The following is a 24,719-nucleotide window of genomic DNA, read 5'->3' as shown; positions in this document are numbered from 1 at the left end:
GAGGTGCAATATGCGTAAAACTAAAATTGTATGTACTATAGGTCCTGCTAGTGAAAGTATTGAAAAATTAGAGCAATTAATCGAAGCAGGTATGAACGTTGCTCGTTTAAACTTCTCTCATGGTAGCCATGAAGAGCACGGAGCTCGTATTAAAAACATTCGTGAAGCTTCAAAGAAAACTGGTAAAACAGTTGGTATCTTACTTGATACAAAAGGTCCAGAAATCCGTACTCACGACTTCGTAGACGGACAAGCTGAGCTTGTAACAGGTGCAGAGGTAGTTCTTTCTACTGAGCAAGTATTAGGTACTGCAGAGAAGTTCTCTGTATCTTATGCTGGTCTTTATGACGATGTAGACCCAGGTTCTCGTATTCTAATCGATGACGGTCTTATCGAACTAGAAGTAATCGAAAAAGCTGATGGAAACATCCGTACAAAAGTTCTTAACAGCGGAACTGTAAAAAATAAAAAAGGTGTTAACGTACCAAACGTAAGCATTAAGCTTCCTGGTATCACTGAAAAAGACGTAAAAGATATCATCTTCGGTATCGAGCAAAAAGTTGATTTCATTGCAGCTTCATTCGTACGTAAAGCGTCTGACGTATTAGAAATCCGTGAATTATTAGAAGAGCATAACGCTCAATACATCCAAATCGTACCAAAAATCGAAAACCAAGAAGGTATCGACAACATCGATTCAATCTTAGAAGTTTCTGACGGTTTAATGGTAGCTCGTGGTGATATGGGTGTAGAAATTCCACCAGAAGAAGTACCGTTAGTACAAAAACGTCTAATTAAAAAATGTAACGTGTTAGGTAAACCGGTTATTACTGCAACACAAATGTTAGATTCTATGCAACGTAACCCACGTCCAACTCGTGCGGAAGCAAGTGACGTAGCTAACGCAATCTTCGATGGTACAGATGCAATCATGCTTTCAGGTGAAACAGCTGCTGGACAATACCCAGTAGAAGCGGTAACAATGATGGCTAACATTGCGGTACGTGTTGAAAAATCATTACAATATGAAGATATGTTCAAAAAACGTATTAAAGAGTTCACTCCAACAATTACAGATGCAATTAGCCAATCTGTTGCGCATACAGCACTTGCTCTTGATGTAGCTGCAATCGTAGCTCCAACAGAAAGTGGATATACTGCGAAAATGATCTCTAAATACCGTCCAAAATCTCCAATCGTAGCTGTAACATCTGACGAGCAAGTAGGACGTCGTCTTGCACTTGTTTGGGGTGTACAAGCATTTATGGCTGAGAAGCGCGCAGCTTCAACTGACGAAATGTTAGATACAGCAATTCAAACAGGTATGGATGCGGGTCTAATCGGACTTGGAGATACTGTAGTGATTACTGCGGGTGTTCCAGTTGCTGAAACTGGTACAACAAACTTAATGAAAATCCACGTTGTTGGTGAAGAAATTGCTAAAGGACAAGGAATTGGTCGTAAAGCTGCAAAAGGTAAAGTAGTTGTAGTAAAAACAGCTGCTGAAGCTGTAGCGAACGTAAACGAAGGTGATATCCTTGTTACAACAAGCACTGATAAAGATATGATTCCTGCAATCGAAAAAGCTGCGGCTTTAGTTGTAGAAGAAGGTGGCTTAACAAGCCATGCAGCTGTTGTAGGCGTATCAATCGGTATTCCTGTTATCGTTGGTGTAAACGGCGTAACAGCAACTTTAAAAAATGGCCAAGAAGTAACAGTTGATGCAGCACGCGGAATTGTTTATAATGGACATGCGGAAGTGCTATAAGTAATACGGAGAGAAGGATCGGAGTCCTTCTCTTTTTTTTACACAAAAACGAGATAGAATTAGCTTAAAGCGCCTAGAATTGCTTTTAAAAGCTGTTTGTTATGTGTTTTAATATGAAAGAGTATCTATATTTCATATGATGTATATAGGCGTTGTGAGGACGTTAAAAGTGAGTTGTGAGAGAGGTGTAGAACTATGAAGTGGTTACTATTCTTGTTTATTTTAATACCGGCGATTGAGATTACGGTCTTAATTGGATCAAGTCATGTAATAGGTTTATGGTCTACGTTCGCTATGATTGTATTTACAGGTGTTGTAGGTGTGTATTTGGCGAAAAGACAAGGGTTTAAAGTGCTTGGAGAGATTCAATCTAAGTTGAATAGAGGGGAAATGCCAGGTGAGGCGGTACTGGATGGTATTTTTGTATTTGTAGGAGGTATTCTCTTAGTGCTTCCTGGGTATGTGACAGATGTGCTAGGGTTTATCTGCGTGATCCCTATTACGAGAGCTTTATTGAAGCCGCTTGTTATGAAGTGGATGGAATGGAAATTTAGAAAGAACTCTACTATTATTATTCAGAAATAGCACTTAGATTGTAGAAATCTAAGTGCTATTTTTTGTGTTGTAAGAGGAGAGGAACTTTCTGGTTGAAGCTTTGCTTTACCGCGCTATTTGTGGGGTGGAATTTCTATCTCAAAGCTGGGCTGCTCGTAAGTGTCTGGTGTGGGGCGAATGATGAGTGGGGATGAACAAAACGTTCGCTTATTATATGTGCTATATAATTTTCATTTGAATTCTTGTGTGTACTTCGATTAAACTTGTGATTTTTTAGTGCTATTAATTTAGATGAATAAGATGGAGGGAACGCTGCTGAATTAAAGTTTTGCTTTCTTATATAAAGGAACGATTGGTGTAAAAAATTCATATAAAAAGGCGGAGATTGTTAGTTGAAGTCTTGTTTTATGCTATTTTGTATATTTATTCATTTACATAAAAAGTAATAAATGTAAATGATAATTATAAAATAAATAGAATAAATATGTAAAAACACCACGAAATATGCGTTTTTCATGCAAAAAAACAAGAGAATTATCTTTTTTGAGTGCAATTCTCTTGTTTTATGTAATGAGTATGAAAAATAAGTACAAGGAATAATCAGTGGGAAATTCCCACTGATTACATGTAAGTTTTTTGTTGTGTATGAATTAGAAACTATTATTTTGAAGGTGAACCTTTAATATATTTCCACAAGTCATGGAAGACATTAGCTTTGTGTAATGTATTAAGTAGTACTAAGGTGACTGGGCCGATGATTAATCCTAAAAAGCCAAAAAGTTTAAAGCCGACAAATAGAGCGACGAGTGTTGCTAATGGATCGAGACCGATGTTAGATGAAAGTACTTTCGGCTCCATAATTTGTCTTTGGACAATCACGACGATGTATAAAATGAGAAGACCAATGGCGAATGCGGTATCGCCAGTGAAAAATACGTATATAACCCATGGAACGAAGACTGCGCCTGTTCCTAAGTATGGTAGTAAATCTACAACTCCTGTAATAATCGCAATAGTAATGGCGTATGGTACGCGTAATATTAAAAGCCCGATTAGTACAATGACGGTTGTCATAGATACGAGTGTAAGTTGTGCTTTCACAAAACCAAACAAAGCTTTTCTTAAGTCGACAAAAATAGTTTTTCCATAGCCATGTACACGATTCGGTAGCAATTTTCTTGCTTTCTGAGCAAGACGGTGCCAATCGTAACTAATGAAGAAAGTGGCTAATAAAATGAATACAAGAACAGTTAAAGTTGTTGGCAGTGCACTAATGAAATTCGTTAACCCGCTTATAATGGCGGTTAAAAGTTCTTTCATTTGTGTTGTTGCTTCTGTTCCTAAGTTTTGAATGTTTTGTGTAATTGTATAGCGCTGTGGTTCTCCAAGATGATTAAATTTAGAGATTAAATCATCGTAGAGAGGCATAATATGATTAAGTGCAAATTGCTGAGCGAATGTAACGATATCTGGAAACTTTACTGTAACAAGTTGTAGTAAGTATGTTGTGGCAGATATTGCTTCAGTCACAAGATATGTAACAAGTCCAACGATAGCTCCAAATACGAGAATTAAGCTAACGAGTACTGCTAGTGCGCGAGGAAATTGTAGTTTTTGATTAAGGAAATTGACGACAGGATTAATCAAATAAGCAAATGCAAAAGCGATAATAAAAGGATAGATAAGCCCTGACATGTATAGTAATACATAGAACCCAGCTACCGTTGCTACAATGACAAATATGAGTCTCAATATCATATATAGTAAGTTTCGGTTCAAAGATGTATACCTCCCATTCCAATTTGGATTATCCTAATTCGTTCAACTTATAACGAGTGTGCTCCACTGATTAAAGTTTCACTTTATGTTATAGTGGAATGATGGATTTTTCCTGCTTTTTCAGTATGTGAGTGACTGTGAAAGCTTGGTGTTGATGCTTCTACTATATGGTAAAAACTTCATTTTCTCTTCTTTTTATTTTACCTGTTTCTAATTAGAAAAGAAAGAAGAGACGCCCGTTTTTTAAAATGTATACATGCTTAAATTTTGATGGTGAAAGTCTCAGTTTGTCATTTTAAAATACATAAAAAATGAAGTGATTCATGTTGAATAGGCATCGATATAGCATGTATAACGATAGGTTTAAAGGTATTTTTGTTTGGAAATGAGTTCATTATTTTCAGAAAGGAAGTGCAAACATGATTAGTCAGTCAACGTTATTTTTATTCATACTACTTATTATAGGACTTATTGCTAAAAACCAATCGCTTACTGTAGCTATTGGTGTGTTATTTTTATTGAAGTTTACGTTTTTAGGAGATAAGGTCTTTCCTTATTTACAAACGAAAGGAATTAACCTAGGTGTAACGGTCATTACAATAGCGGTGCTCGTACCGATTGCGACAGGGGAAATAGGTTTTAAACAACTTGGAGAAGCGGCGAAATCTTATTATGCGTGGATTGCTTTAGCTTCAGGTGTAGCGGTCGCTTTGTTAGCGAAAGGCGGCGTACAATTGTTGACGACGGATCCTCACATTACAACTGCGCTTGTTTTTGGGACAATTATAGCGGTTGCGCTATTTAATGGGGTTGCTGTTGGTCCGTTAATTGGGGCTGGAATTGCCTATGCGGTTATGAGTATTATACAGATGTTTAAATAAGGAATTTTATAGTAATATAAAATTTTTGAATTCTTTCTGTTCACAAAAGTCAGATAATTGTTTATAATAGGATTAGAAACTTTGAAAAGTTACATAACAGCAGAGACTTTACACCAGATAAAATAAAAACAACATAAAACAATTTTATAATGATATTGTTTTATGTTGTTTTTATCATAAAACTCTTCGGAATGTATTTTCCTCACTAACTTGTTGTTTTGAGCGTGAGGATTCGGGGAGACATTCACGCTCATGCTTTCCATGTAAACAATGGACAATAAGAGGGGAACATCGCAACAAATTTGCATGATCGTGCATTTTGCTTGCCTAAAGAGTGAACGGGCGTTCATAATTCATAAGGGGAGCAAATAGATATAAGGAGCAAGGTTGGGAGAATTTTCAGGAAAAGGAGAGAATGTCATGACTGTTATTCGAGGTTTAGAAGGGGTAGTAGCAACAACATCATCTGTGAGCTCTATTATTGATGATACATTAACTTATGTTGGGTATAATATTGATGATTTAGCTGAGAATGCTACGTTTGAAGAAGTAGTGTACTTATTATGGCACCGCAAGCTTCCTAATGAAAAAGAACTAGCGGAATTTAATGAAATTGTATCTGAATACTATAAAGTTCCAGGTGAGATTTTAACATATTTGAAACAAGTAGATTTAAAAATTGCACATCCGATGTCTGTTTTACGAACTGCAATTTCCATGCTATCATTATACGATGAGAGCGCTGAAATTATGGATGAAAAGTCCAATTATTTGAAAGCGGTTAAATTACAGGCGCAAGTCGGAACTTTAGTTGCTGCTTACGCGAGAATCCGTAAAGGTTTAGATATTGTTGAGCCAAGAAAGGATTTATCATTAGCTGCAAACTTCTTATACATGTTAAATGATCGCGAGCCAAATGAAGTTGAAATTGAAGCTTTTGATAAGGCGCTTGTACTTCATGCAGATCATGAGTTAAACGCTTCTACATTTACTGCACGTGTTTGCGTAGCTACACTTTCAGATGTATATTCTGGTATTACAGCAGCAATCGGTGCATTAAAAGGTCCTCTTCACGGTGGGGCAAATGAAAATGTAATGAAGATGTTAACTGAGATTGGTGAAGAAGAAAATGTAGAGTCATATATTCATAATGCTCTTCAAAATAAAGTGAAAATCATGGGCTTTGGCCACCGTGTGTATGAGCAGGGTGATCCACGTGCAAAACACTTACGTGAAATGTCTAAGAGATTATGCGTGCTTTTAGGAGAAGAGAAATGGTATAATATGTCTATCAAAATTGAAGACATTGTAACAAAAGAAAAAGGTCTTCCACCAAATGTTGATTTCTATTCAGCTTCTGTATACCATTGTTTAGGAATTGACCATGACTTATTTACACCTATTTTTGCAATTAGCCGTATGTCAGGCTGGTTAGCTCATATTCTAGAACAATATGAAAACAACCGTTTAATTCGTCCGCGTGCTGATTATAATGGACCAACGCATCAAGTGTATGTTCCAATTGCACAACGATAAGCGAATAACACTATTTTGATAGTGAAAATACGCTTTCAAAAGTCTGATTTTTTCGGAAAGATGTAATGATTAGAATATTTTAATTTGACTAACGGTTTGAACTGAGGGGTTATTCCCTCAGTTTCATACATATGAAATTTCAAACATGGGGGTTATCACATTGACGACAGGTGAAAAAATTACTGTAACTAATGGTGTTATGAATGTACCAAACAATCCGATTATTCCATTTATCGAGGGAGATGGAATTGGTCCTGATATTTGGGCAGCTGCATCTCGCGTACTAGAAGCAGCAGTTGAAAAAGCTTATGATGGTGAGAAGAAAATCGTTTGGAAAGAAGTGCTTGCAGGGGAAAAAGCATTCAACCAAACAGGCGAGTGGTTACCAGAAGAAACTTTAAACTTAATTCGTGAATATTTAATCGCGATTAAAGGTCCACTTACAACTCCAGTTGGCGGTGGTATTCGTTCTTTAAACGTAGCACTTCGTCAAGAATTAGATTTATATGTATGTCTACGTCCAGTTCGTTATTTTGAAGGTGTTCCTTCACCTGTAAAACGTCCGGAAGATACTGATATGGTTATTTTCCGTGAAAATACAGAAGACATTTATGCTGGAATTGAATATGCACAAGGATCTCCAGAAGCAGAAAAAGTTCTTGCTTTCTTAAAAGAAGCAATGGGTGTTAATAAAATCCGCTTCCCAGAAACATCTGGTATTGGTATTAAGCCGATTTCAGAAGAAGGGACAAAGCGTCTTGTTCGTGCTGCAATTCAATATGCAATTAACGAAAAACGCTCTTCTGTTACATTAGTTCATAAAGGAAACATTATGAAATTTACAGAAGGTGCATTCAAAAACTGGGGTTACGAAGTAGCGGAACAAGAATTCGGCGACAAAGTATTTACTTGGGCTGAATACGATCGTATCGTTGAAAAAGATGGTAAAGATGCAGCGAATAAAGCGATGGCAGACGCTGAAGTGGCTGGAAAAATCATCGTAAAAGATTCTATTGCAGACATCTTCTTACAACAAATTTTAACTCGTCCACGTGAGTTCGATGTTGTTGCAACAATGAACTTAAATGGTGACTATATCTCTGATGCACTTGCTGCACAAGTAGGTGGAATTGGTATTGCACCTGGTGCAAACATTAACTATGTGACTGGACATGCTATCTTTGAAGCTACACACGGTACAGCTCCAAAATATGCAGGTTTAGATAAAGTAAACCCATCTTCTGTTCTTCTTTCAGGTGTATTATTATTAGAACACTTAGGATGGAACGAAGCTGCGAAATTAGTAACTGCTTCTGTTGAGAAAACAATTGCTTCAAAAGTAGTAACTTATGATTTCGCACGCTTAATGGAAGGTGCAACAGAAGTGAAATGTTCTGAGTTCGCTAATGAACTTATTAAAAACATGGATGTAGCGATAATCAAAAACGCATAATTAAAGCGGGGGGTAAATTATGACAATCAAACGCAAGAAGGTTTCAGTCATCGGTGCAGGATTTACAGGAGCAACAACGGCATTCTTATTAGCACAAAAAGAACTGGCAGATGTTGTATTAGTGGACATTCCACAACTGGAAAATCCAACAAAAGGGAAAGCGTTAGATATGTTAGAAGCGAGCCCAGTACAAGGTTTTGATGCTAACATTATTGGAACATCTGATTACGCAGATACCGCTGATTCTGACGTTGTCGTTATTACAGCAGGTATTGCACGTAAGCCTGGTATGAGCCGTGATGACTTAGTAGCAACAAACTCTAAAATTATGAAAAGTATTACGCGCGACATTGCAAAACATTCACCAAATGCAATTATTGTTGTGTTAACAAATCCAGTTGATGCAATGACATATTCTGTATTTAAAGAAGCAGGATTCCCGAAAGAGCGTGTTATCGGTCAATCGGGTGTATTAGATACAGCTCGTTTCCGTACATTCATCGCACAAGAATTAAATCTTTCTGTAAAAGATATTACAGGATTTGTTCTTGGTGGACACGGTGACGACATGGTACCTCTTGTGCGTTATTCATATGCAGGCGGTATTCCGTTAGAAACGTTAATTCCGAAAGAGCGTTTAGAAGCAATCGTAGAACGTACACGTAAAGGTGGCGGTGAGATTGTAGGCTTATTAGGAAACGGTAGTGCATATTACGCACCAGCAGCTTCTTTAGTTGAAATGACAGAAGCAATCTTAAAAGATCAACGCCGTGTATTACCGGCTATTGCGTACCTTGAAGGTGAGTATGGTTATAGTGACCTTTACTTAGGGGTACCAGTAATTCTAGGTGGTAACGGAATTGAAAAAATTATTGAATTAGAACTTCTTGCAGATGAAAAAGAAGCGTTAGATCGCTCTGTAGAATCTGTACGTAACGTAATGAAAGTTCTTGTTTAATAATTGAATAGTAGTGAAAAAGATTCGGGATTCCGAATCTTTTTCTACTATTTACCGAATTGTTTTTTTGGAATAATATGAAAACGCTATCATTTGTAATATCCTATAATGAAACTGTAGATTTATACTATACATTGCCCTCATCATAGTAAATTTCGGATAAGGTATCGCTTTTAGTAGGATAATAAGGTGAAAAAATCGGAGGGGGTTGTAACATGTTAAAGAAAAAAGTTCAAATTGGTCGTAAAATGGATGAAATTACAGTAGGAGAGAAATTATCTATCACTGAAAAAATTGAGGATAAAGATTTGTTATTGTACTTAGGGTTAACGAATGATGCCAATCCATTATATATTCAGCATGATTACGCATCCCAAACTCCGTATGAAAAGCCGATTGTACCAAGCATTATGCTAACGGGAATGATTACAACGGCGGTTACGAAATATTTACCGGGTCCAGGAAGTCATATTACGAGAAAGGACCTTACATTCGTGAAACATGTTCACCATTATGAAACGTTACAAATCCACTTTGAAGTTGTGGCTGTTTCTGAGGAGGAACATACAATTGATATGCTTGTATCTGCTCATGATGAAAAAGGAGAAACTGTTGTAAAGGGTTCATTAACAGTAACGCCACCTTATAAATCTGTTTCCATTATGGAAAAAGCATTAGATAACTTTTAAAAGATGAAAATAAAAATAGCGCTAGCATACCTTTAATAAGGATGCTAGCGCTATTTTTAGTTGAAAAACCCTTCTTTGAACCCTTCAGCAAATTCTGAGCAACCCGTTTTAATCGTATCCCAGCTCGGAGCGTTAAAAGCAAGGATACATGTGACTGCTAAAGATAGAATGGATAGTATTAGTCGCATAATAGACCTCCAAATATTATTAATTTATATATTAAGATTAATAATATTATTATCGGTAATTGAAGTCAATTAAAGGAGTGATTTTTTAGGTGAGGTGGAAAAGAGAAGAGTGATCTTTGAAACGGTAAGAGAAGCTGAAGTGTGGGCAGACGGGTTTGTGAATGAAATGTACGGGAGAGTATTTGATGGATATGAAACACCAGATTATAAAATAGCGTATGCTCTTTCGTTTTTCCTAGCACAAAATCAAGATTTTATCCCGCATTAACGGGCAGTAAGATCCCACCTCAAAATTCAGCGAAAGCAAAGAAGTTAGGTGGGGAATCAACTGCCCGTAAAAGCCCGATCGATTCAACTAATAATCAGTGGGGAATGAACCCCCCCACTGATTAAAGTTTCACTTTATAGTTCATACGGAAGTGAGCTTTAAAGAAGAGAGGGCAATCTATAAAGTTTGGCAAAATCCTGTGTAGTTGCAGGTGAATCGTAATTACTTCTATTTTCTCAATTCTACACAAACGATCTCCATGAATAGACAATTATATTGAGAGGGACCTTGTTTTCTAGTATGATGAGAATAACGGGGAAAATACTAGGATGAAGAAGGTTTCAAGTCTATAACTTGGAGGAAAAGAATGAACAATCGTATTTTAGTAGTTGATGATGAGGAATTTATCTTAACTTTAATCGAATTTAATTTACAACAAGCTGGGTTTGAAGTTATAACAGCGATGGATGGAGAAATGGCGCTTCAAAAAGCGACAACAGAACGCCCAGATTTAATTATATTAGATTTAATGCTTCCGAAAATGGATGGTATGGAAGTGTGTAAAGAATTACGATTGCAGCGCGTTATGACGCCGATTTTAATGTTAACGGCAAAAGATGATGAGTTTGATAAGGTGCTAGGCCTTGAACTTGGGGCAGATGATTATATGACAAAGCCATTTAGTCCAAGAGAAGTTGTTGCTCGTGTGAAGGCAATTTTGCGCCGCACGAAATTACAACAAGAAGAACAAGTTGCAGAAGCGCCAGATGAAGATAGCATCACAATTGCAGAACTTAAAATTTTACCGGAGTTTTATGAGGCTTATTTCCAAGGAAGAAAGCTTGAATTAACACCAAAAGAATTTGAACTACTTGTGTATCTTGCGAAAAATAAAAGTCGCGTGTTGACACGTGATCAATTATTAAGTGCTGTATGGAATTATGATTTTGCTGGTGATACACGAATTGTTGATGTTCATATTAGCCATTTGCGCGATAAAATTGAACAAAATACGAAAAAACCGACGTACATTAAAACGATACGTGGTTTAGGATATAAATTAGAGGAGCCAAAAGGGAATGAATAAATTTCGTTCCAGGCTTCTTTTTACATTTGTTTCTCTTATTGTATTTATTTTAGTTGGACTAGGTTTATTACTAGAAACTGTGTTTGAAAACTACTATATAGATCATGCTAAAGAGAGAATGGTAAAAGAGACGGAGTATGTTGCGACGTTAGCAGAAGAGCAAGGTTTTAATAATGTCTTAAAAAATCCATACGTATTTGAAAAGTTAGAAGAAAAAATACCAGCTTCTATCGTATTTTTGGATGAAAAAAAGAAAGTTCAATATAGAAAAGGACAAGAATTGGCATTTAGTCCAGAGACGATTAAAGAACTTTCTTCGGAAGTGGCAAAACAACGAAGTAAAGTAATTACGAAAGAAACGGATCGAAAGAATGAATTTTATCATGCGGTGTTCGTTCAAGATGTAGAAGGAAAACAAGGATACATTTTGGTGAAAAGTATAATTGATCCTTTAAGAGACGTACATCAAAAAACGTGGGGATTATTAATTATCGGATTTGTCATTGCTTGTCTCGTAGTTGTATTTTTAGGTATGAAAATTACAGGGCAATATATTAGGCCAATTGAATCGGTTACGAAAGTTGCAATTGAATTGGCAAAGGGTAATTATAAAGCACGTGCATACGAAAGTCATTCGGATGAAACAGGAATGCTGAGTAAAGCGATTAATATTTTAGCACGAAATTTACAAGAGATGACACTTGAACAAGAAATGCAGCAAGATCGTCTGCATACGTTAATTGAAAATATGGGAAGCGGAATGATTTTAATTGATAGCCGAGGATATATAAACCTTGTAAACCGCTCTTATAAGGAAACTTTCCACGTAACAGATGAAGAATATTTAGATCGCTTATATTATGAATCGTTTCATCATACAGAAATTATTGAGCTTGTAGAAGAAATCTTTATGACAGAAGTGAAAGTGCGTAAACAAATGTTATTACCACTTGGAATTGAACGGAAGCATTTCGAAGTATATGGAGCGCCTATTATCGGGACAAACCATGAATGGAAAGGGATTGTTCTCGTATTCCATGACATAACAGAGTTAAAGAAATTAGAACAAATGAGAAAAGACTTTTTAGCGAATGTTTCTCATGAATTAAAGACACCGATTACTTCTATTAAAGGTTTTTCAGAAACACTCTTAGACGGAGCGATGGATAATAAAAAATTCTGCGAACATTTCTTGCACATTATTTTAAAAGAAAGTGAGCGCATGCAAGGATTAATTGAAGATTTATTAGATTTGTCGAAGATCGAACAACAAGGATTTAAATTAAATATGGGAACCGTTGACATGAAGGGGCTGCTTGAAGATATTCATATGGTGCTTGATAATAAAGCAGGAGAAAAAGAAATCTCTTTACAAGTGAATGTATTAAAACGTGCCTCTGTTATTGGAGATCCAAGTCGTTTGAAACAAATCTTTATTAATTTAATTAATAACGCAATCGTATATACACCGGCTGGAGGCGTTGTTTCAGTAGAGTTAGCGGAAGATAAATATAATGCTTATATAAAAGTATCGGATACTGGAATTGGTATTAGTAAAGAGGAAATTCCGCGTATTTTTGAACGTTTCTACCGGGTGGATAAAGCAAGAAGTAGAAATACTGGTGGTACCGGCCTTGGATTGTCGATCGTAAAGCATTTAGTTGAGGCGCATCAAGGTACGATTACAGTAGATAGTGAAGTTGGAGAAGGAACAACGTTTACAGTTGTTTTACCGAAATCAGCAACTGAAAAATAGGATGAAGGATGTTTACAATATATTAACAATGGCTTAATTAAATATTAATAAAGCTCTGTTAATATAATACATGAAAACCCCTTCATCCAAGGAGTAATTTTGGACGAGAATAGTTAAGCTGTTCTCGTCACTTCCCTTTATGCCAATATAAGTCTGTTTTATATATGAAAGAAAATAGCCGTTATTTTTCTTCTCTCTATTAGTCATGTTAATATAGAGAGAGGAAAGGAACGGTTTTTTTCTGTGAAAAAAATCATTTCAAATTTGTATGGGGAGGTTTCAATTTTGGAAAAAAAGGTCGTATTAGTAGATGGTAATAATATCGCGTATCGTGCATTCTTTGCACTACCGCTTTTAAATAACGACAAAGGTATACATACGAACGCAATTTACGGTTTTACAATGATGTTAATGAGAATATTAGAGGAAGAAAAGCCAACTCATATGTTAGTGGCGTTTGATGCAGGCAAAACAACGTTCCGTCATAAAACGTATAGTGAGTATAAAGGAGGGCGTCAAAAGACTCCACCTGAATTATCAGAGCAATTCCCATTTATTCGTGAGATGCTGGATGCGTTCAATGTACCGCGTTATGAATTAGAAAATTATGAAGCGGATGACATCATGGGAACGTTAGCGAAAGAAGCGAGTGAGCAAGGGGCAAGTGTAAAAGTTATTTCAGGAGATAAAGATTTACTTCAACTTGTTTCTGATAACACGCTTGTATGTATTCCGCGAAAAGGGATTACAGAAGTGGATGAATATACGAAAGAAGCTTTATTTGAAAAATACAGCTTATCACCAAAGCAAATTATCGATATGAAAGGTTTAATGGGAGACCAGTCAGATAATATACCAGGTGTACCAGGAGTTGGTGAAAAAACGGCAATTAAATTGTTAACACAGTTTGGAACGGTTGAAGCGGTGTATGAAAATATAGATCAAGTAAGTGGGAAGAAATTAAAAGAAAAACTGGAAGAAAATAAAGAACAAGCTCTTATGAGTAAGGATCTTGCAACTATTATTACAGATGCGCCGATTACAGTTCATGTGGATGATATGGCGTATAAAGGATATGAAGCAAGTGATGTCATTCCAATGTTCGAGAGTTTAGGATTTACATCTCTTTTAAATAAATTAGGCGTTACGCCAGAAGAAACTGCTCCAGCTGAATTAGATGATATTACATTTGATATTGTGGAAGAAGTTACAGAAGAAATGCTTCAGCAAGATAGTGCGCTTATCGTTGAAGTACAAGAAGATAACTATCATAAAGCAGACATTCAAGGTTTCGGTATTCAAAATGAAAATGGATGTTACTTTATTCAGACAGACATTGCTCTTAAGTCAGATGCTTTTAAAGAGTGGCTTGCAGATGGAGAAATGAGAAAGCATACATTTGATGCGAAGCGTGCAATCGTTGCACTGAAATGGAATGGGATAGATATGCAAGGGATTGACTTTGATCTATTAATCGCTGCTTATTTACTTGATCCAGCTGATACGGATAAAGACTTCCGTACTGTAGCGAAAATGAAAGAAACGCATGCTGTGAAATCTGATGAAGAAGTTTACGGAAAAGGTGCGAAGCGTGCTGTTCCAAAGTTAGAGGTAGTAGCGGAGCATGTGGCTCGTAAAGTGCATGTATTATATGATGTAAAGCAAACGTTCGTTGAAGAGTTAAAGAAGAATGAGCAATATGAACTGTTTACAGAGTTAGAATTGCCGCTTGCACGTGTATTAGCTGATATGGAAGTAAAGGGTGTAAAAGTTGATACAGAGCGTCTTCGTAATATGGGAGAAGAACTTGCGGGTAGATTAAAGGAAATGGAACAGGAAATTTATAAGCTTGCGGGAACAGAATTTAATATTAATTCACCGAAGCAGCTTGGTGTTATTCTGTTTGAGAACTTAAACTTGCCGGTTATTAAAAAGACGAAAACAGGTTATTCTACGTCAGCTGATGTACTAGATAAGCTTATGAATCACCATGAAATTATTCCAAATATTTTACATTATCGTCAATTAGGGAAACTAAATTCAACTTACATTGAAGGTTTATTGAAAGTTGTACATGAAGATTCATCTAAAATTCATACTCGCTTTAATCAAGTGTTAACGCAAACAGGTCGATTAAGTTCAACGGATCCGAACTTGCAAAATATCCCAATTCGATTAGAAGAAGGAAGAAAGATTCGTCAGGCATTTGTTCCGTCAGAAGAAGGATGGATTATGTATGCGGCTGATTACTCACAAATCGAACTGCGTGTATTAGCTCATATTGCAAATGATAAAGGGCTAGTTGAAGCATTCCAACATGATATGGATATTCATACGAAAACAGCTATGGATGTATTTGGCGTTAAAAAAGATGAAGTAACTTCAAATATGAGACGACAAGCGAAAGCTGTTAACTTCGGAATTGTATATGGTATTAGTGATTATGGTCTTTCACAAAACTTAGGAATTACAAGAAAAGCAGCAGCGGAATTTATTGAAAAGTATTTAGAAAGTTTCCCTGGTGTACAAGAATACATGGAGGACATCGTAAAAGATGCGAAACAAAAAGGATATGTGGCTACATTATTAAATCGTCGCCGTTATATTCCAGAAATTACGAGTCGTAATTTCAATTTACGTAGCTTCGCTGAGCGTACAGCGATGAATACACCAATTCAAGGTACTGCCGCAGATATTATTAAAAAAGCGATGATTATTATGGCGGATCGTTTAGAAGAAGAAGGATTACAAGCACGTCTTCTTCTGCAAGTACACGATGAATTGATATTTGAAGCGCCAAAAGAAGAAATTGAAAAATTAGAGAAGCTTGTACCTGAAGTAATGGAGCATGCAATTGAACTTGCAGTTCCGCTGAAAGTTGATTATTCTTACGGTCCAACTTGGTACGACGCAAAATAAGGAAGTGATGAAATGCCTGAATTACCAGAGGTTGAAAACGTCAGACGGACACTTGAAAATCTTGTAACAGGAAAAACGATTGAAGATGTTATTGTTACTTATCCAAAAATAGTGAAACGACCGGATGATGCAGAAATCTTTAAAGAAATGCTAAAAGGCGAGAAGATTGAAAATATAAAGCGAAGAGGAAAGTTTTTGCTTTTATATGTAACGAATTATGTTATTGTTTCACATTTGCGTATGGAAGGTAAGTTTTTACTACATCAAGAGGATGAGCCGATTGATAAACATACGCACGTCCGTTTCTTATTTACAGATGGAACGGAATTACATTATAAAGATGTGAGAAAGTTTGGTACGATGCATCTCTTTAAGAAAGGTGAAGAAATGAACCAAATGCCTCTTGCGGACTTAGGTCCGGAGCCATTTGATGCTGAAATGACACCGCAGTATTTACAAGAAAGATTACAAAAGACAAATCGTAAAATAAAAGTTGTGCTACTGGATCAGCGTCTTTTAGTAGGGCTTGGAAATATATATGTAGATGAAGTTTTATTCCGTTCTCAAATTCATCCGGAACGAGAAGCTTCGTCTTTAACAGTAGAAGAAATTGAGCGAATTTATGAGGCTACCGTTACAACGCTAGGCGAAGCAGTAAAGCGTGGCGGAAGTACAATTCGGACGTATATCAACTCACAAGGGCAAATTGGTTCGTTCCAAGAACTCCTAAATGTATATGGGAAAAAAGGAGAGCCGTGCGTAACTTGTGGCACGATATTAGAAAAAACAGTTGTTGGCGGGCGAGGAACACATTACTGCCCAATTTGTCAGCCTAGAATATAGAAAAGAGATAACATCGGATAGGCATTTGTCATATACATACAGCAGAGCTATGTATAAGGGAGGAGCTTACCGATGTACCTTTATTTATCTCTTATTTTATTAGCTTTTACATTAAGCTTGGATAGCTGTAGTGTAGGGCTAACATATGGTTTAAGAAGCGTAAGAATTCCACTAAGATCAATTATAATTATCGGAATGTGTTCAGCGGCTGTTATGCTTGTTTCAATGGGAATTGGACATATGATCGCGAAAGTATTTTCACCTGTTATCGCAACGCGTATCGGTGGGCTTGTTCTTATTGGAATAGGGATTTGGGTATTATATCAATTTTTTCGAAGTGAGAAAAAAGAAGAACCGAAGCAAGAGGAGAAGGTCTGGAAATTAGAGATTGCCTCACTAGGGCTAGTGATTCAAATTTTACGGAAACCGACTGTAGCAGATTTTGATAAATCAGGCACCATTTCTGCAGGAGAAGCATTGCTTCTTGGTATCGCTCTTTCTGTAGACTCATTTGGTGCCGGAATTGGTGCATCTTTATTAGGGTATGCACCCGCTATGATGGCGATATTAGTTGCAATTATGAGTTCTTTGTTTTTATTTATTGGAATGAAACTTGGAACGGTTTTATCGAATATGAAGTGGTTACAAAAATTTACATTCCTGCCTGGAGTATTACTCATTATTATTGGAATTTGGAAAATGTAAGTATGGGCGTGGAACATTAGTTTCGCGCCTTTTATTATGAGGAGGATTATGATGACAGTAGTAATTGGATTAACAGGAGGCATTGCAAGTGGAAAAAGTACAGTGTCTCAAATGTTTCGTGAACTGAGCATACCAGTTATTGATGCAGATATTATTGCACGAGAAGTTGTAGAGCGAGGAAAACCAGCATATAACAAAATAGTAGAAGTATTTGGAACGGAAGTGTTACAAGAAGATGGAGAACTAGATCGTCCAAAACTAGGAAGTGTCGTTTTCTATAATGAAGAAAAACGATTGCAGTTAAATAAAATTGTTCATCCTGCAGTGCGTGAGGAAATGAATAGGCAAAAGGAAATGTACATAAAAGAAGGTATGCAAGCGGTTGTGTTAGATATTCCTCTCTTATTTGAAAGCAAATTAACAAGTCTCGTTGACCGCATTTTAGTTGTAGCGGTTAAGCCGCATACGCAATTAGAACGTTTAATGAAACGAAATAACTTTTCAGAAGAAGAAGCAACAGCTCGTATTCAATCTCAAATGCCGTTAGAAGAAAAAGTGAAAAATGCAGATGAAGTGATAAATAATGATGGCACAATTATGGGAACGAAAACACAATTGCAGGTAATTTTAAAGAAGTGGAACATTATTGACTAAAAAATTGTGAAATTAATGAAAATGCTTAGTGACATATCCCCTTTTTGTGTTATACTATTATTGGGATTGGAGATAAATAGTATAACGCATTCAAGGGGGATAACATATTATGACTCGTGTGGCAATTAATGGATTTGGACGTATTGGGAGAATGGTATTTCGTCAAGCAATAAAAGAAAGCGCATTCGAAATTGTAGCAATCAATGCAAGCTATCCATCTGAAACGTTAGCACACTTAATTAAATATGATACAGTTCATGGCAAGTTTGACGGAACAGTAGAAGCATTTGAAGATCACTTATTAGTTGATGGAAAAATGATTCGCCTTTTAAACAACCGCGATCCAAAGGAATTGCCTTGGACAGATTTAGGTGTTGAAGTTGTAATTGAAGCAACTGGTAAATTTAATTCAAAAGAAAAAGCAATTCTTCACGTTGAAGCTGGAGCGAAAAAAGTAATTTTAACAGCGCCTGGTAAAAATGAAGATGTAACAATTGTAGTTGGTGTGAACGAAGACCAATTAGATATTACAAAACATACTGTTATTTCAAATGCATCTTGTACAACAAACTGTTTAGCGCCTGTTGTGAAGGTGTTAGATGAGCAGTTTGGAATTGAAAACGGTTTAATGACGACAGTTCACGCTTATACAAATGACCAAAAAAATATTGATAACCCACATAAAGATTTAAGAAGAGCACGTGCTTGCGGACAATCAATCATTCCGACAACGACAGGTGCTGCGAAAGCGCTAGCAAAAGTTCTTCCACATTTAAACGGAAAACTTCATGGTATGGCACTTCGTGTACCAACACCAAACGTGTCTCTTGTTGATTTAGTAGTAGATGTAAAACGCGATGTGACAGTTGAAGCCATTAACGATGCATTCAAAACTGTTGCAAACGGTGCGTTAAAAGGTATTGTAGAATTCAGCGAAGAGCCTTTAGTATCTATCGACTTTAATACAAATACACACTCAGCTATTATTGATGGTTTATCTACAATGGTAATGGGTGATCGTAAAGTGAAAGTACTTGCTTGGTATGATAACGAGTGGGGCTACTCTCGTCGTGTTGTAGATCTTGTAACGTTAGTTGTTGAAGAGTTAGCGAAACAAGAAAATGTGCAACACATTTAAGTGAATAAGGGAGGAGAGGGCAAGGCAACATTTGCCCTCTTTTTTTAATTTTTTCTGAAAAGGAAAAAAATTATATAAGTATATTTAAAAAAGTGGACATACCACGAAGCGTTGTGATTACTGCATTTGTGAATCGTTTATTTTTTTTAGGGAAAAGTAAAGAGGAAAATATGACAGAAAATCGAAAAAACTGTTGTTGCAAAATGAAAATAAACAAAGTATACTAACACTCGTAAACTTAAGAGCTGAGGTACGTAGTCACTACTTAAAGGGTTAGGACCTCTCTGGACTAACTTTCCCCCGTGGTAGTGGAGCAAGCCAAATTGCAAATTAGTTTTCAATTCGAACAGTTAGAATAAATTTACAAGGGGGAACTGTAGAATGGATACTATGGATACGATGGGTCGTCACGTGATTGCTGAACTTTGGGATTGCGATTTCGACAAACTGAATGACATGCCGTATATTGAACAATTATTTGTGGATGCAGCACTAAAAGCTGGTGCTGAAGTGCGTGAGGTTGCTTTCCATAAATTTGCACCACAAGGTGTAAGTGGAGTAGTAATTATCTCGGAATCACATTTAACAATTCATAGCTTTCCGGAGCACGGTTACGCAAGTATTGATGTTTATACTTGTGGGGATCGTATTGATCCAAATGTTGCTGCAGAATATATTGCAGAAGGTTTAAACGCGAAAACGCGTGAGAGCATCGAGCTTCCTCGAGGAACTGGTAGCTTCGAAATTAAGCAGAGAGAAACAAAAGCTCTTTAAAAAAGAACATAATTGATTTAAAATGTAAAGAGGTGTATAATGCACCTCTTTTTTAGTTTATAAAAAAGGAAAAATATAACGTACTCGTTAGTTGAATAAATTGGATTCTTGCAAATGAGGTAGTGCTCTATATACCATCTTATTTTTAAGGATGAGATGATAAAGTGATGCGCTGAAACTTAAAGTGGTAAGAGAGTTAGAATGAGTTATATAATATTGTATATATATTTTAGGTGAAGTGAGTAGAGAAAAATAAAGAGTATAGTGTAAAGGAGTGAATGTATTGCGTTGTCCATCCTGTTCTCATAATGGTACAAGAGTGTTAGATTCGCGTCCGGTAGACGAGGGGCGCTCTATTCGAAGAAGGAGAGAGTGTGAAAGCTGCTTAAGTCGCTTTACGACCTTTGAAAGGGTAGAAGAGTCACCTCTTATCGTTGTAAAAAAAGAAGGCACACGAGAAGAGTTTAATAAAGAAAAGATTTTACGTGGTTTAATTAAAGCGTGTGAAAAAAGACCAGTATCTTTAAGACAATTAGAAGAAGTAACACAAAGCGTGGAACGTGAACTGCGTAATTTAGGTATATCAGAAGTGAAAAGTGATATGATTGGTGAAATTGTCATGGAAGAACTTCGCGATATTGATGATGTTGCTTACGTACGTTTTGCTTCTGTATATCGTCAATTTAAAGATTTAAATGTATTTATTGAAGAATTAAAAGATATACTGCAAAAAGAAAGAGAGTAGAAGTTGTATTTTATTCTCTTTACATACCGTAAGTAATAGGATAAGAGAGCTAGAAGCGCAAGCTAATAGCTCTTTTTCACTAAGAATTTATATAATGAAGATAGAACGAATGAAGTAGAGGATAGATTGGATGAGAGAAAGGAAAAGCAAGAATGGAAAAACAGTCATGGATGGAGCTATTGCCGATTGATCGTTATAAAGTAAGTGCGAAAGGGCTACTGCACAATTACGACCGAAAAGTGTTAACGATGTTGTATCAGCCGTTAATAGGTAGTAGAGCTTTTAGCTTATACATGACACTATGGGGAGAGCTAGAGCAAGATCGTGTATTTGGAAAAGAGAATACGCATCATTCCCTTATGGTGACTATGCAAATGCAACTTCCTGAAATATATGAGGAACGAGTAAAGTTAGAGGCAATTGGGCTATTGAAGGTATATATTAAGAAAGAAAAAGATATTCGAATGTTCATATATGAGTTGCAACCACCTTTATCTCCGAAGCAGTTTTTTGATGATATTGTTTTAAGTATCTTTTTATACAATCGATTGAGCCGGACAAAATATAATCAAGTAAAGCAATATTTCTTAGAAGAAGAATTTGATTTTGCTTCTTATGAAAATGTTACGCGTTCTTTCAATGATGTGTTTGGTTCGTTTAATCCAGGACAGCTTGAGCATGCGCAAGAAGACCTTCGTATTCCAAAAACGACAACTATGCCAAGTAACGAGAAGGGAGACGCTCCGAAAGTTTGGAATGATTTCTTTGATTTCTCTTTATTTGTAGATGGATTGTCCGCTCTTGTTCCTAAAAAGGCGATTACAGATCAAGTGAGAGACTGCGTTATAACACTTGCTTACGTGTATGGTGTAGATGTGTTATCGATGCAAAATATCGTTCTTGGTGCAGTGACAGAGATGCAAACAATTGATACGGAAAGGCTTAGAAAAGGAGCGCGCGATTGGTATCAATTTGAAAATGGTCAAGCATTACCGGTATTAAGTGAAAGAGTACAGCCTCATGCTGCACGTACGATGAAAGAGAAAGAGCCTTCATCGCAAGAGGAGATGTTAATAAAGCAGCTAGAGGAAATCTCGCCAAAACAACTATTGAAAGAGATTTCTGGTGGTGCAGAGGCAACGAAAGCGGACTTGCAGATCGTTGAAGATGTCATGATTAATCAAAAATTGACACCAGGAGTTGTGAATGTACTTATTTATTACGTTATGCTACGCTCAGATATGAAACTTGCGAAAACGTATGTCGAGAAGATTGCTGGGCATTGGGCACGTAAAAAGGTCGGTACAGTAGCGGACGCGATGGCGTTAGCGAAAGAAGAGAACCGTCAATATCAAGAGTGGGCTGAGACGAAGAAAAAAGGCCGTACGGCGAAGAAAACGGTGCGGAAAGAAATGGTGCCAGATTGGCTTAAGGAAGAAGAGCCGAAAGAACAAGAGAAAGAAACAGAGAAGAAAGATACAAGTGTAGAAAAAGATGCAAGTACGCTAGAAGATGAAAGAAAACGACTAGAAGAAGTGTTAAAAAAATATAAGCGTGATTAATAGAAGAGAATGAACGCTCTTTGAGGTGAGAAAATGGAGCATATTCAAAATTCATTTGCAAAATTAATGGAAAATGAAAACTTTAAAAATAGATATGAAGTACTAAAGGCAGAAGTAATGGCGCATCCGCGTGTGAAAGAATTTATAGACGAACATAAGGGTGAAGTAACGACTTCTATGATTGAGCGCAGTCTTGTGAAGTTATATGAATATATTGGACAAAGTGTAGGTTGCGTGGATTGTCCGGATTTAGGTTCATGTAAAAATATGCTACAAGGTTATGAGCCAAAGCTTGTTATTCAAGGGAAGATGATTGATATTCAATACGATCGCTGCGTTAGAAAAGTAGCGCATGACGAGAGAAAGAAATATGAAAAACTCGTTCAAAGTGTATATATGCCAACGGATATTTTGCAGGCAACTATGGAAAACTTAGACCCTTCTGATTTAAATGCACGTATCGATGCAATTGGTGCAGCGAATGAATTTTTAAGTACATATGAACCAGGTCAAAAAGCACAAGGTTTATATTTGTACGGTAAATTTGGTGTAGGAAAAACGTACCTTTTAGGAGCAATAGCGAACGAGCTTGCTCGAAAGAAAATAAGTTCGATGCTCGTATACTTCCCGGAATTTTTACGTGAAATTAAAAGTTCAATTCAAGATAATTCGATTGGTGAAAAGATTGATGCGGTTAAACGCGTACAAGTTTTAATGTTAGACGATATCGGGGCAGAAGCGATGTCAAGCTTTGTGCGTGACGATGTGCTTGGTGCAATCTTGCAATTCCGTATGTTAGAAAACTTACCGACGTTCTTTACGTCTAATTTTGATTTTAAACAACTGGAACACCATTTAACGTATACGCAGCGTGGTGAGGCTGAAGAAATGAAAGCAGCACGTATTATGGAGAGAATTAAATATTTAGCGAAACCAATTCCAATTGGTGGGAAAAACCGTCGTCATAAGTAAAAGAGTAAGCTTCTCAGCTTGCTCTTTTTTTGTATTATAGTGATATTTTCTTTTCGAATATGAGATCGAAATATTCAGGTTGTCCAGAACTGCCAAACGTAGGGGCAACAATCTGTACGAACCTCCAGCCATCTCTAGCATGTTCTTGAATAATTTCTTGGTAGTCTTCAGCTGGTTTTGAGCGAGTGAACCCCCAATGTAATTCGACTTTTACGAATTTATATTCAAACATTCAGATACCCCCTTTTATTGATAAGTAAAGTATACAATAAAAATTCATAGTAGCTTGTATCATTTTTTTCTCCCTCCCTTAATATATATAAAATTAGCAAGCCATATTGAGTGGATTTTCTAACGATAGGAAATGTGATTCTACTAAGAGTGAAATTCACGCGGGACGGACTCTTATAGGATTTGTAACGTATAGATACAGTCCTTTAGAGCGGGGATAAAAGGGGGGACAAAAGTGATTGAAATTTGCTTCGAAGAAAAAAATGATGCTATGCACGTATATAGACAATTGCTGAAAAGAGCGGAAGTGTTATATAAGGAAACGAGTGTGTATTTACAGGAACAAAAAGTGGTGATTCACATACCAGTACGTGAATCGAATTATATTGAAAAAATCTTATTGCCAGTAATGGTGTATTTCATTGTGAATGTGAAACAAAATGAGTGGATTTATACGATTTTAAAAGAAAAGTTTTTTTATGAAGAACAAGAAGAGTGTCATCAAATATTGCACATGGCACATGAGATTTTAAAGGGAAGAAGAAAAGGTGTAGCTCAGGATTTAACGCGTAACGCATTTGAGTCATATATTAAGTCTTCTTTAAATAATTGGCTTTGTGATCCGCTCTCATTCTCGTTTTCATCATATATCCGTTTTCGTCTTCGTACATATAGGGAAATGGTGGCTAAACTTGCGGAAGTGGCAATTGATGAATATAAGATGGAGCAAGAATACCAAATGTTCATTGAGACGCTTCGGCAACAAGTAAGTAGCCGTAAATCACGTTTGTCTTGCGTGCATCTTATTTTTGATGAAAGCTTTATCTTTTATGATGATAAAGGTAGACGTTTAAAACAGGAGAAGTTGGTCCAATATATAGATGAGGAATTATTAAAGCAAAATGATGTATATATTGATACGAAAGTAATTGCGCCGCTTCTTTCTATTTCGCCTAAAAAGATTTATTTATATACGAAAGAACAAGACCATAATATGATTATTACTTTGCGAAATGTGTTCCAAGAACGGGTCCAATTACATGGATTACATGATTTTGAGCGCAATGTGAAAAATTTAAAAAATAAAGGTAACGCCCTTGATTTTCTAAGTTTTTGAGCATATAATTACCTACATAAATGAAATATATTGAAATGTCATGATGAGGACATGAGTAGTTTTCTACGATTTTCAGAGAGGGAAGCCTTAGGGTGTGAGCTTCCTAGTACGGGATTATTACTTACCACCTCTAAACTTTAG

At 36.4% G+C, this 24,719-nt stretch carries 23 protein-coding genes and 1 other annotated feature (1 of these 24 running past the window's edge); of the genes, 20 read left to right on the top strand and 3 right to left on the bottom strand.

The features are described from left to right. Positions 1-10: 10 nt before the first annotated feature. Positions 11-1,768, top strand: coding sequence for a pyruvate kinase (gene pyk / locus N2V80_RS22945; RefSeq protein WP_016110781.1), 1,758 nt, complete (start codon positions 11-13; stop codon positions 1,766-1,768). Between the two features lie 195 nt (positions 1,769-1,963). Further along, the gene (locus tag N2V80_RS22940) at positions 1,964-2,353 is read left to right on the top strand and encodes an FxsA family protein (RefSeq protein WP_000871631.1); all 390 of its coding nucleotides are present in this window, start codon (positions 1,964-1,966) and stop codon (positions 2,351-2,353) included. Positions 2,354-2,983: 630 nt separating this feature from the next. Here the strand turns inward: N2V80_RS22940 and ytvI are convergent. Next, positions 2,984-4,102: a sporulation integral membrane protein YtvI gene (gene ytvI, locus N2V80_RS22935; RefSeq protein ID WP_001081388.1), complete on the bottom strand. Its 1,119-nt coding sequence runs from the start codon at positions 4,100-4,102 to the stop codon at positions 2,984-2,986. Between the two features lie 419 nt (positions 4,103-4,521). Here ytvI and N2V80_RS22930 point away from each other — a divergent pair, with 419 nt between their 5' ends. The 5 genes from N2V80_RS22930 (at position 4,522) to N2V80_RS22910 (ending at position 9,619) form a co-directional block, all read left to right on the top strand. Next, the gene (locus tag N2V80_RS22930; RefSeq protein ID WP_000625507.1) at positions 4,522-4,983 is read left to right on the top strand and encodes a DUF441 domain-containing protein; all 462 of its coding nucleotides are present in this window, start codon (positions 4,522-4,524) and stop codon (positions 4,981-4,983) included. Between the two features lie 387 nt (positions 4,984-5,370). Continuing rightward, positions 5,371-6,519 carry a citrate synthase gene (citZ, locus tag N2V80_RS22925; RefSeq protein ID WP_000503652.1) on the top strand — a complete coding sequence of 383 codons (1,149 nt, stop codon included), beginning with the start codon at positions 5,371-5,373 and terminating at the stop codon, positions 6,517-6,519. Positions 6,520-6,679: 160 nt separating this feature from the next. Then, entirely contained in the window at positions 6,680-7,972 is a 1,293-nt protein-coding gene (gene icd / locus N2V80_RS22920) for an NADP-dependent isocitrate dehydrogenase (RefSeq protein WP_000206898.1), read from the top strand. Positions 7,973-7,991: 19 nt separating this feature from the next. Further along, the gene (gene mdh / locus N2V80_RS22915) at positions 7,992-8,930 is read left to right on the top strand and encodes a malate dehydrogenase (protein ID WP_000153232.1); all 939 of its coding nucleotides are present in this window, start codon (positions 7,992-7,994) and stop codon (positions 8,928-8,930) included. 215 nt (positions 8,931-9,145) lie between these two features. After that, positions 9,146-9,619 carry a MaoC family dehydratase gene (locus tag N2V80_RS22910; protein WP_000914181.1) on the top strand — a complete coding sequence of 158 codons (474 nt, stop codon included), beginning with the start codon at positions 9,146-9,148 and terminating at the stop codon, positions 9,617-9,619. A 56-nt stretch (positions 9,620-9,675) separates the two neighbouring features. Here the strand turns inward: N2V80_RS22910 and N2V80_RS22905 are convergent, their stop codons facing one another. Continuing rightward, positions 9,676-9,807 carry a hypothetical protein gene (locus tag N2V80_RS22905; RefSeq protein ID WP_001237022.1) on the bottom strand — a complete coding sequence of 44 codons (132 nt, stop codon included), beginning with the start codon at positions 9,805-9,807 and terminating at the stop codon, positions 9,676-9,678. A 109-nt stretch (positions 9,808-9,916) separates the two neighbouring features. Here N2V80_RS22905 and N2V80_RS22900 point away from each other — a divergent pair, with 109 nt between their 5' ends. The 12 genes from N2V80_RS22900 (at position 9,917) to dnaI (ending at position 23,230) form a co-directional block, all read left to right on the top strand. Then, positions 9,917-10,075, top strand: coding sequence for a hypothetical protein (locus N2V80_RS22900; RefSeq protein ID WP_172793953.1), 159 nt, complete (start codon positions 9,917-9,919; stop codon positions 10,073-10,075). Between the two features lie 367 nt (positions 10,076-10,442). Next, positions 10,443-11,162 (top strand): two-component system response regulator PhoP, encoded by a 720-nt coding sequence (phoP, locus tag N2V80_RS22895; RefSeq protein ID WP_001065220.1) that lies wholly within the window; start codon positions 10,443-10,445, stop codon positions 11,160-11,162. Then, complete coding sequence (phoR, locus tag N2V80_RS22890; RefSeq protein WP_001032108.1) at positions 11,155-12,918, top strand: sensory box histidine kinase PhoR; 1,764 nt, start codon at positions 11,155-11,157, stop codon at positions 12,916-12,918. The genes phoP and phoR overlap by 8 nt, the downstream gene beginning before the upstream one ends. Before the next feature lie 285 nt (positions 12,919-13,203). Then, entirely contained in the window at positions 13,204-15,837 is a 2,634-nt protein-coding gene (polA, locus tag N2V80_RS22885; RefSeq protein WP_000412804.1) for a DNA polymerase I, read from the top strand. A gap of 12 nt (positions 15,838-15,849) precedes the next feature. Further along, a complete protein-coding gene (mutM, locus tag N2V80_RS22880; RefSeq protein ID WP_001114478.1) occupies positions 15,850-16,680 on the top strand; it encodes a DNA-formamidopyrimidine glycosylase in 831 nt (276 codons plus the stop codon). Between the two features lie 72 nt (positions 16,681-16,752). Next, positions 16,753-17,385 (top strand): sporulation membrane protein YtaF, encoded by a 633-nt coding sequence (gene ytaF / locus N2V80_RS22875; RefSeq protein ID WP_000281743.1) that lies wholly within the window; start codon positions 16,753-16,755, stop codon positions 17,383-17,385. 51 nt (positions 17,386-17,436) lie between these two features. Continuing rightward, positions 17,437-18,039, top strand: coding sequence for a dephospho-CoA kinase (gene coaE, locus N2V80_RS22870; RefSeq protein ID WP_000219315.1), 603 nt, complete (start codon positions 17,437-17,439; stop codon positions 18,037-18,039). A gap of 109 nt (positions 18,040-18,148) precedes the next feature. Further along, complete coding sequence (locus tag N2V80_RS22865) at positions 18,149-19,177, top strand: glyceraldehyde-3-phosphate dehydrogenase (RefSeq protein WP_000198974.1); 1,029 nt, start codon at positions 18,149-18,151, stop codon at positions 19,175-19,177. Between the two features lie 390 nt (positions 19,178-19,567). Further along, on the top strand, positions 19,568-19,951 hold the full coding sequence (gene speD / locus N2V80_RS22860; protein WP_098413228.1) for an adenosylmethionine decarboxylase: 384 nt from the start codon (positions 19,568-19,570) through the stop codon (positions 19,949-19,951). A gap of 283 nt (positions 19,952-20,234) precedes the next feature. Next, the gene (gene nrdR, locus N2V80_RS22855) at positions 20,235-20,696 is read left to right on the top strand and encodes a transcriptional regulator NrdR (protein WP_001203687.1); all 462 of its coding nucleotides are present in this window, start codon (positions 20,235-20,237) and stop codon (positions 20,694-20,696) included. A gap of 152 nt (positions 20,697-20,848) precedes the next feature. Beyond that, a complete protein-coding gene (locus N2V80_RS22850; RefSeq protein ID WP_000415029.1) occupies positions 20,849-22,258 on the top strand; it encodes a replication initiation and membrane attachment family protein in 1,410 nt (469 codons plus the stop codon). A gap of 33 nt (positions 22,259-22,291) precedes the next feature. Further along, complete coding sequence (dnaI, locus tag N2V80_RS22845; RefSeq protein WP_061654518.1) at positions 22,292-23,230, top strand: primosomal protein DnaI; 939 nt, start codon at positions 22,292-22,294, stop codon at positions 23,228-23,230. Between the two features lie 34 nt (positions 23,231-23,264). Here dnaI and N2V80_RS22840 read toward each other — a convergent pair whose 3' ends face one another. Continuing rightward, positions 23,265-23,462, bottom strand: a complete 198-nt coding sequence (locus N2V80_RS22840; protein WP_000464456.1) for a DUF4177 domain-containing protein — start codon at positions 23,460-23,462, stop codon at positions 23,265-23,267. 234 nt (positions 23,463-23,696) lie between these two features. Here N2V80_RS22840 and ytxC point away from each other — a divergent pair, with 234 nt between their 5' ends. Then, complete coding sequence (gene ytxC / locus N2V80_RS22835; RefSeq protein ID WP_000569629.1) at positions 23,697-24,578, top strand: putative sporulation protein YtxC; 882 nt, start codon at positions 23,697-23,699, stop codon at positions 24,576-24,578. Between the two features lie 31 nt (positions 24,579-24,609). Then, positions 24,610-24,719 (top strand) — a binding site (T-box leader); it runs 119 nt beyond the window's last position.

The sequence above is a fragment of the Bacillus sp. FSL W8-0640 genome (assembly GCF_038007725.1).
GTDB classification, from domain to species: domain Bacteria; phylum Bacillota; class Bacilli; order Bacillales; family Bacillaceae_G; genus Bacillus_A; species Bacillus_A cereus.
The sequence above is the reverse complement of the archived record's forward strand: the minus strand, read 5'-3'. Positions and strand labels throughout refer to the sequence as shown.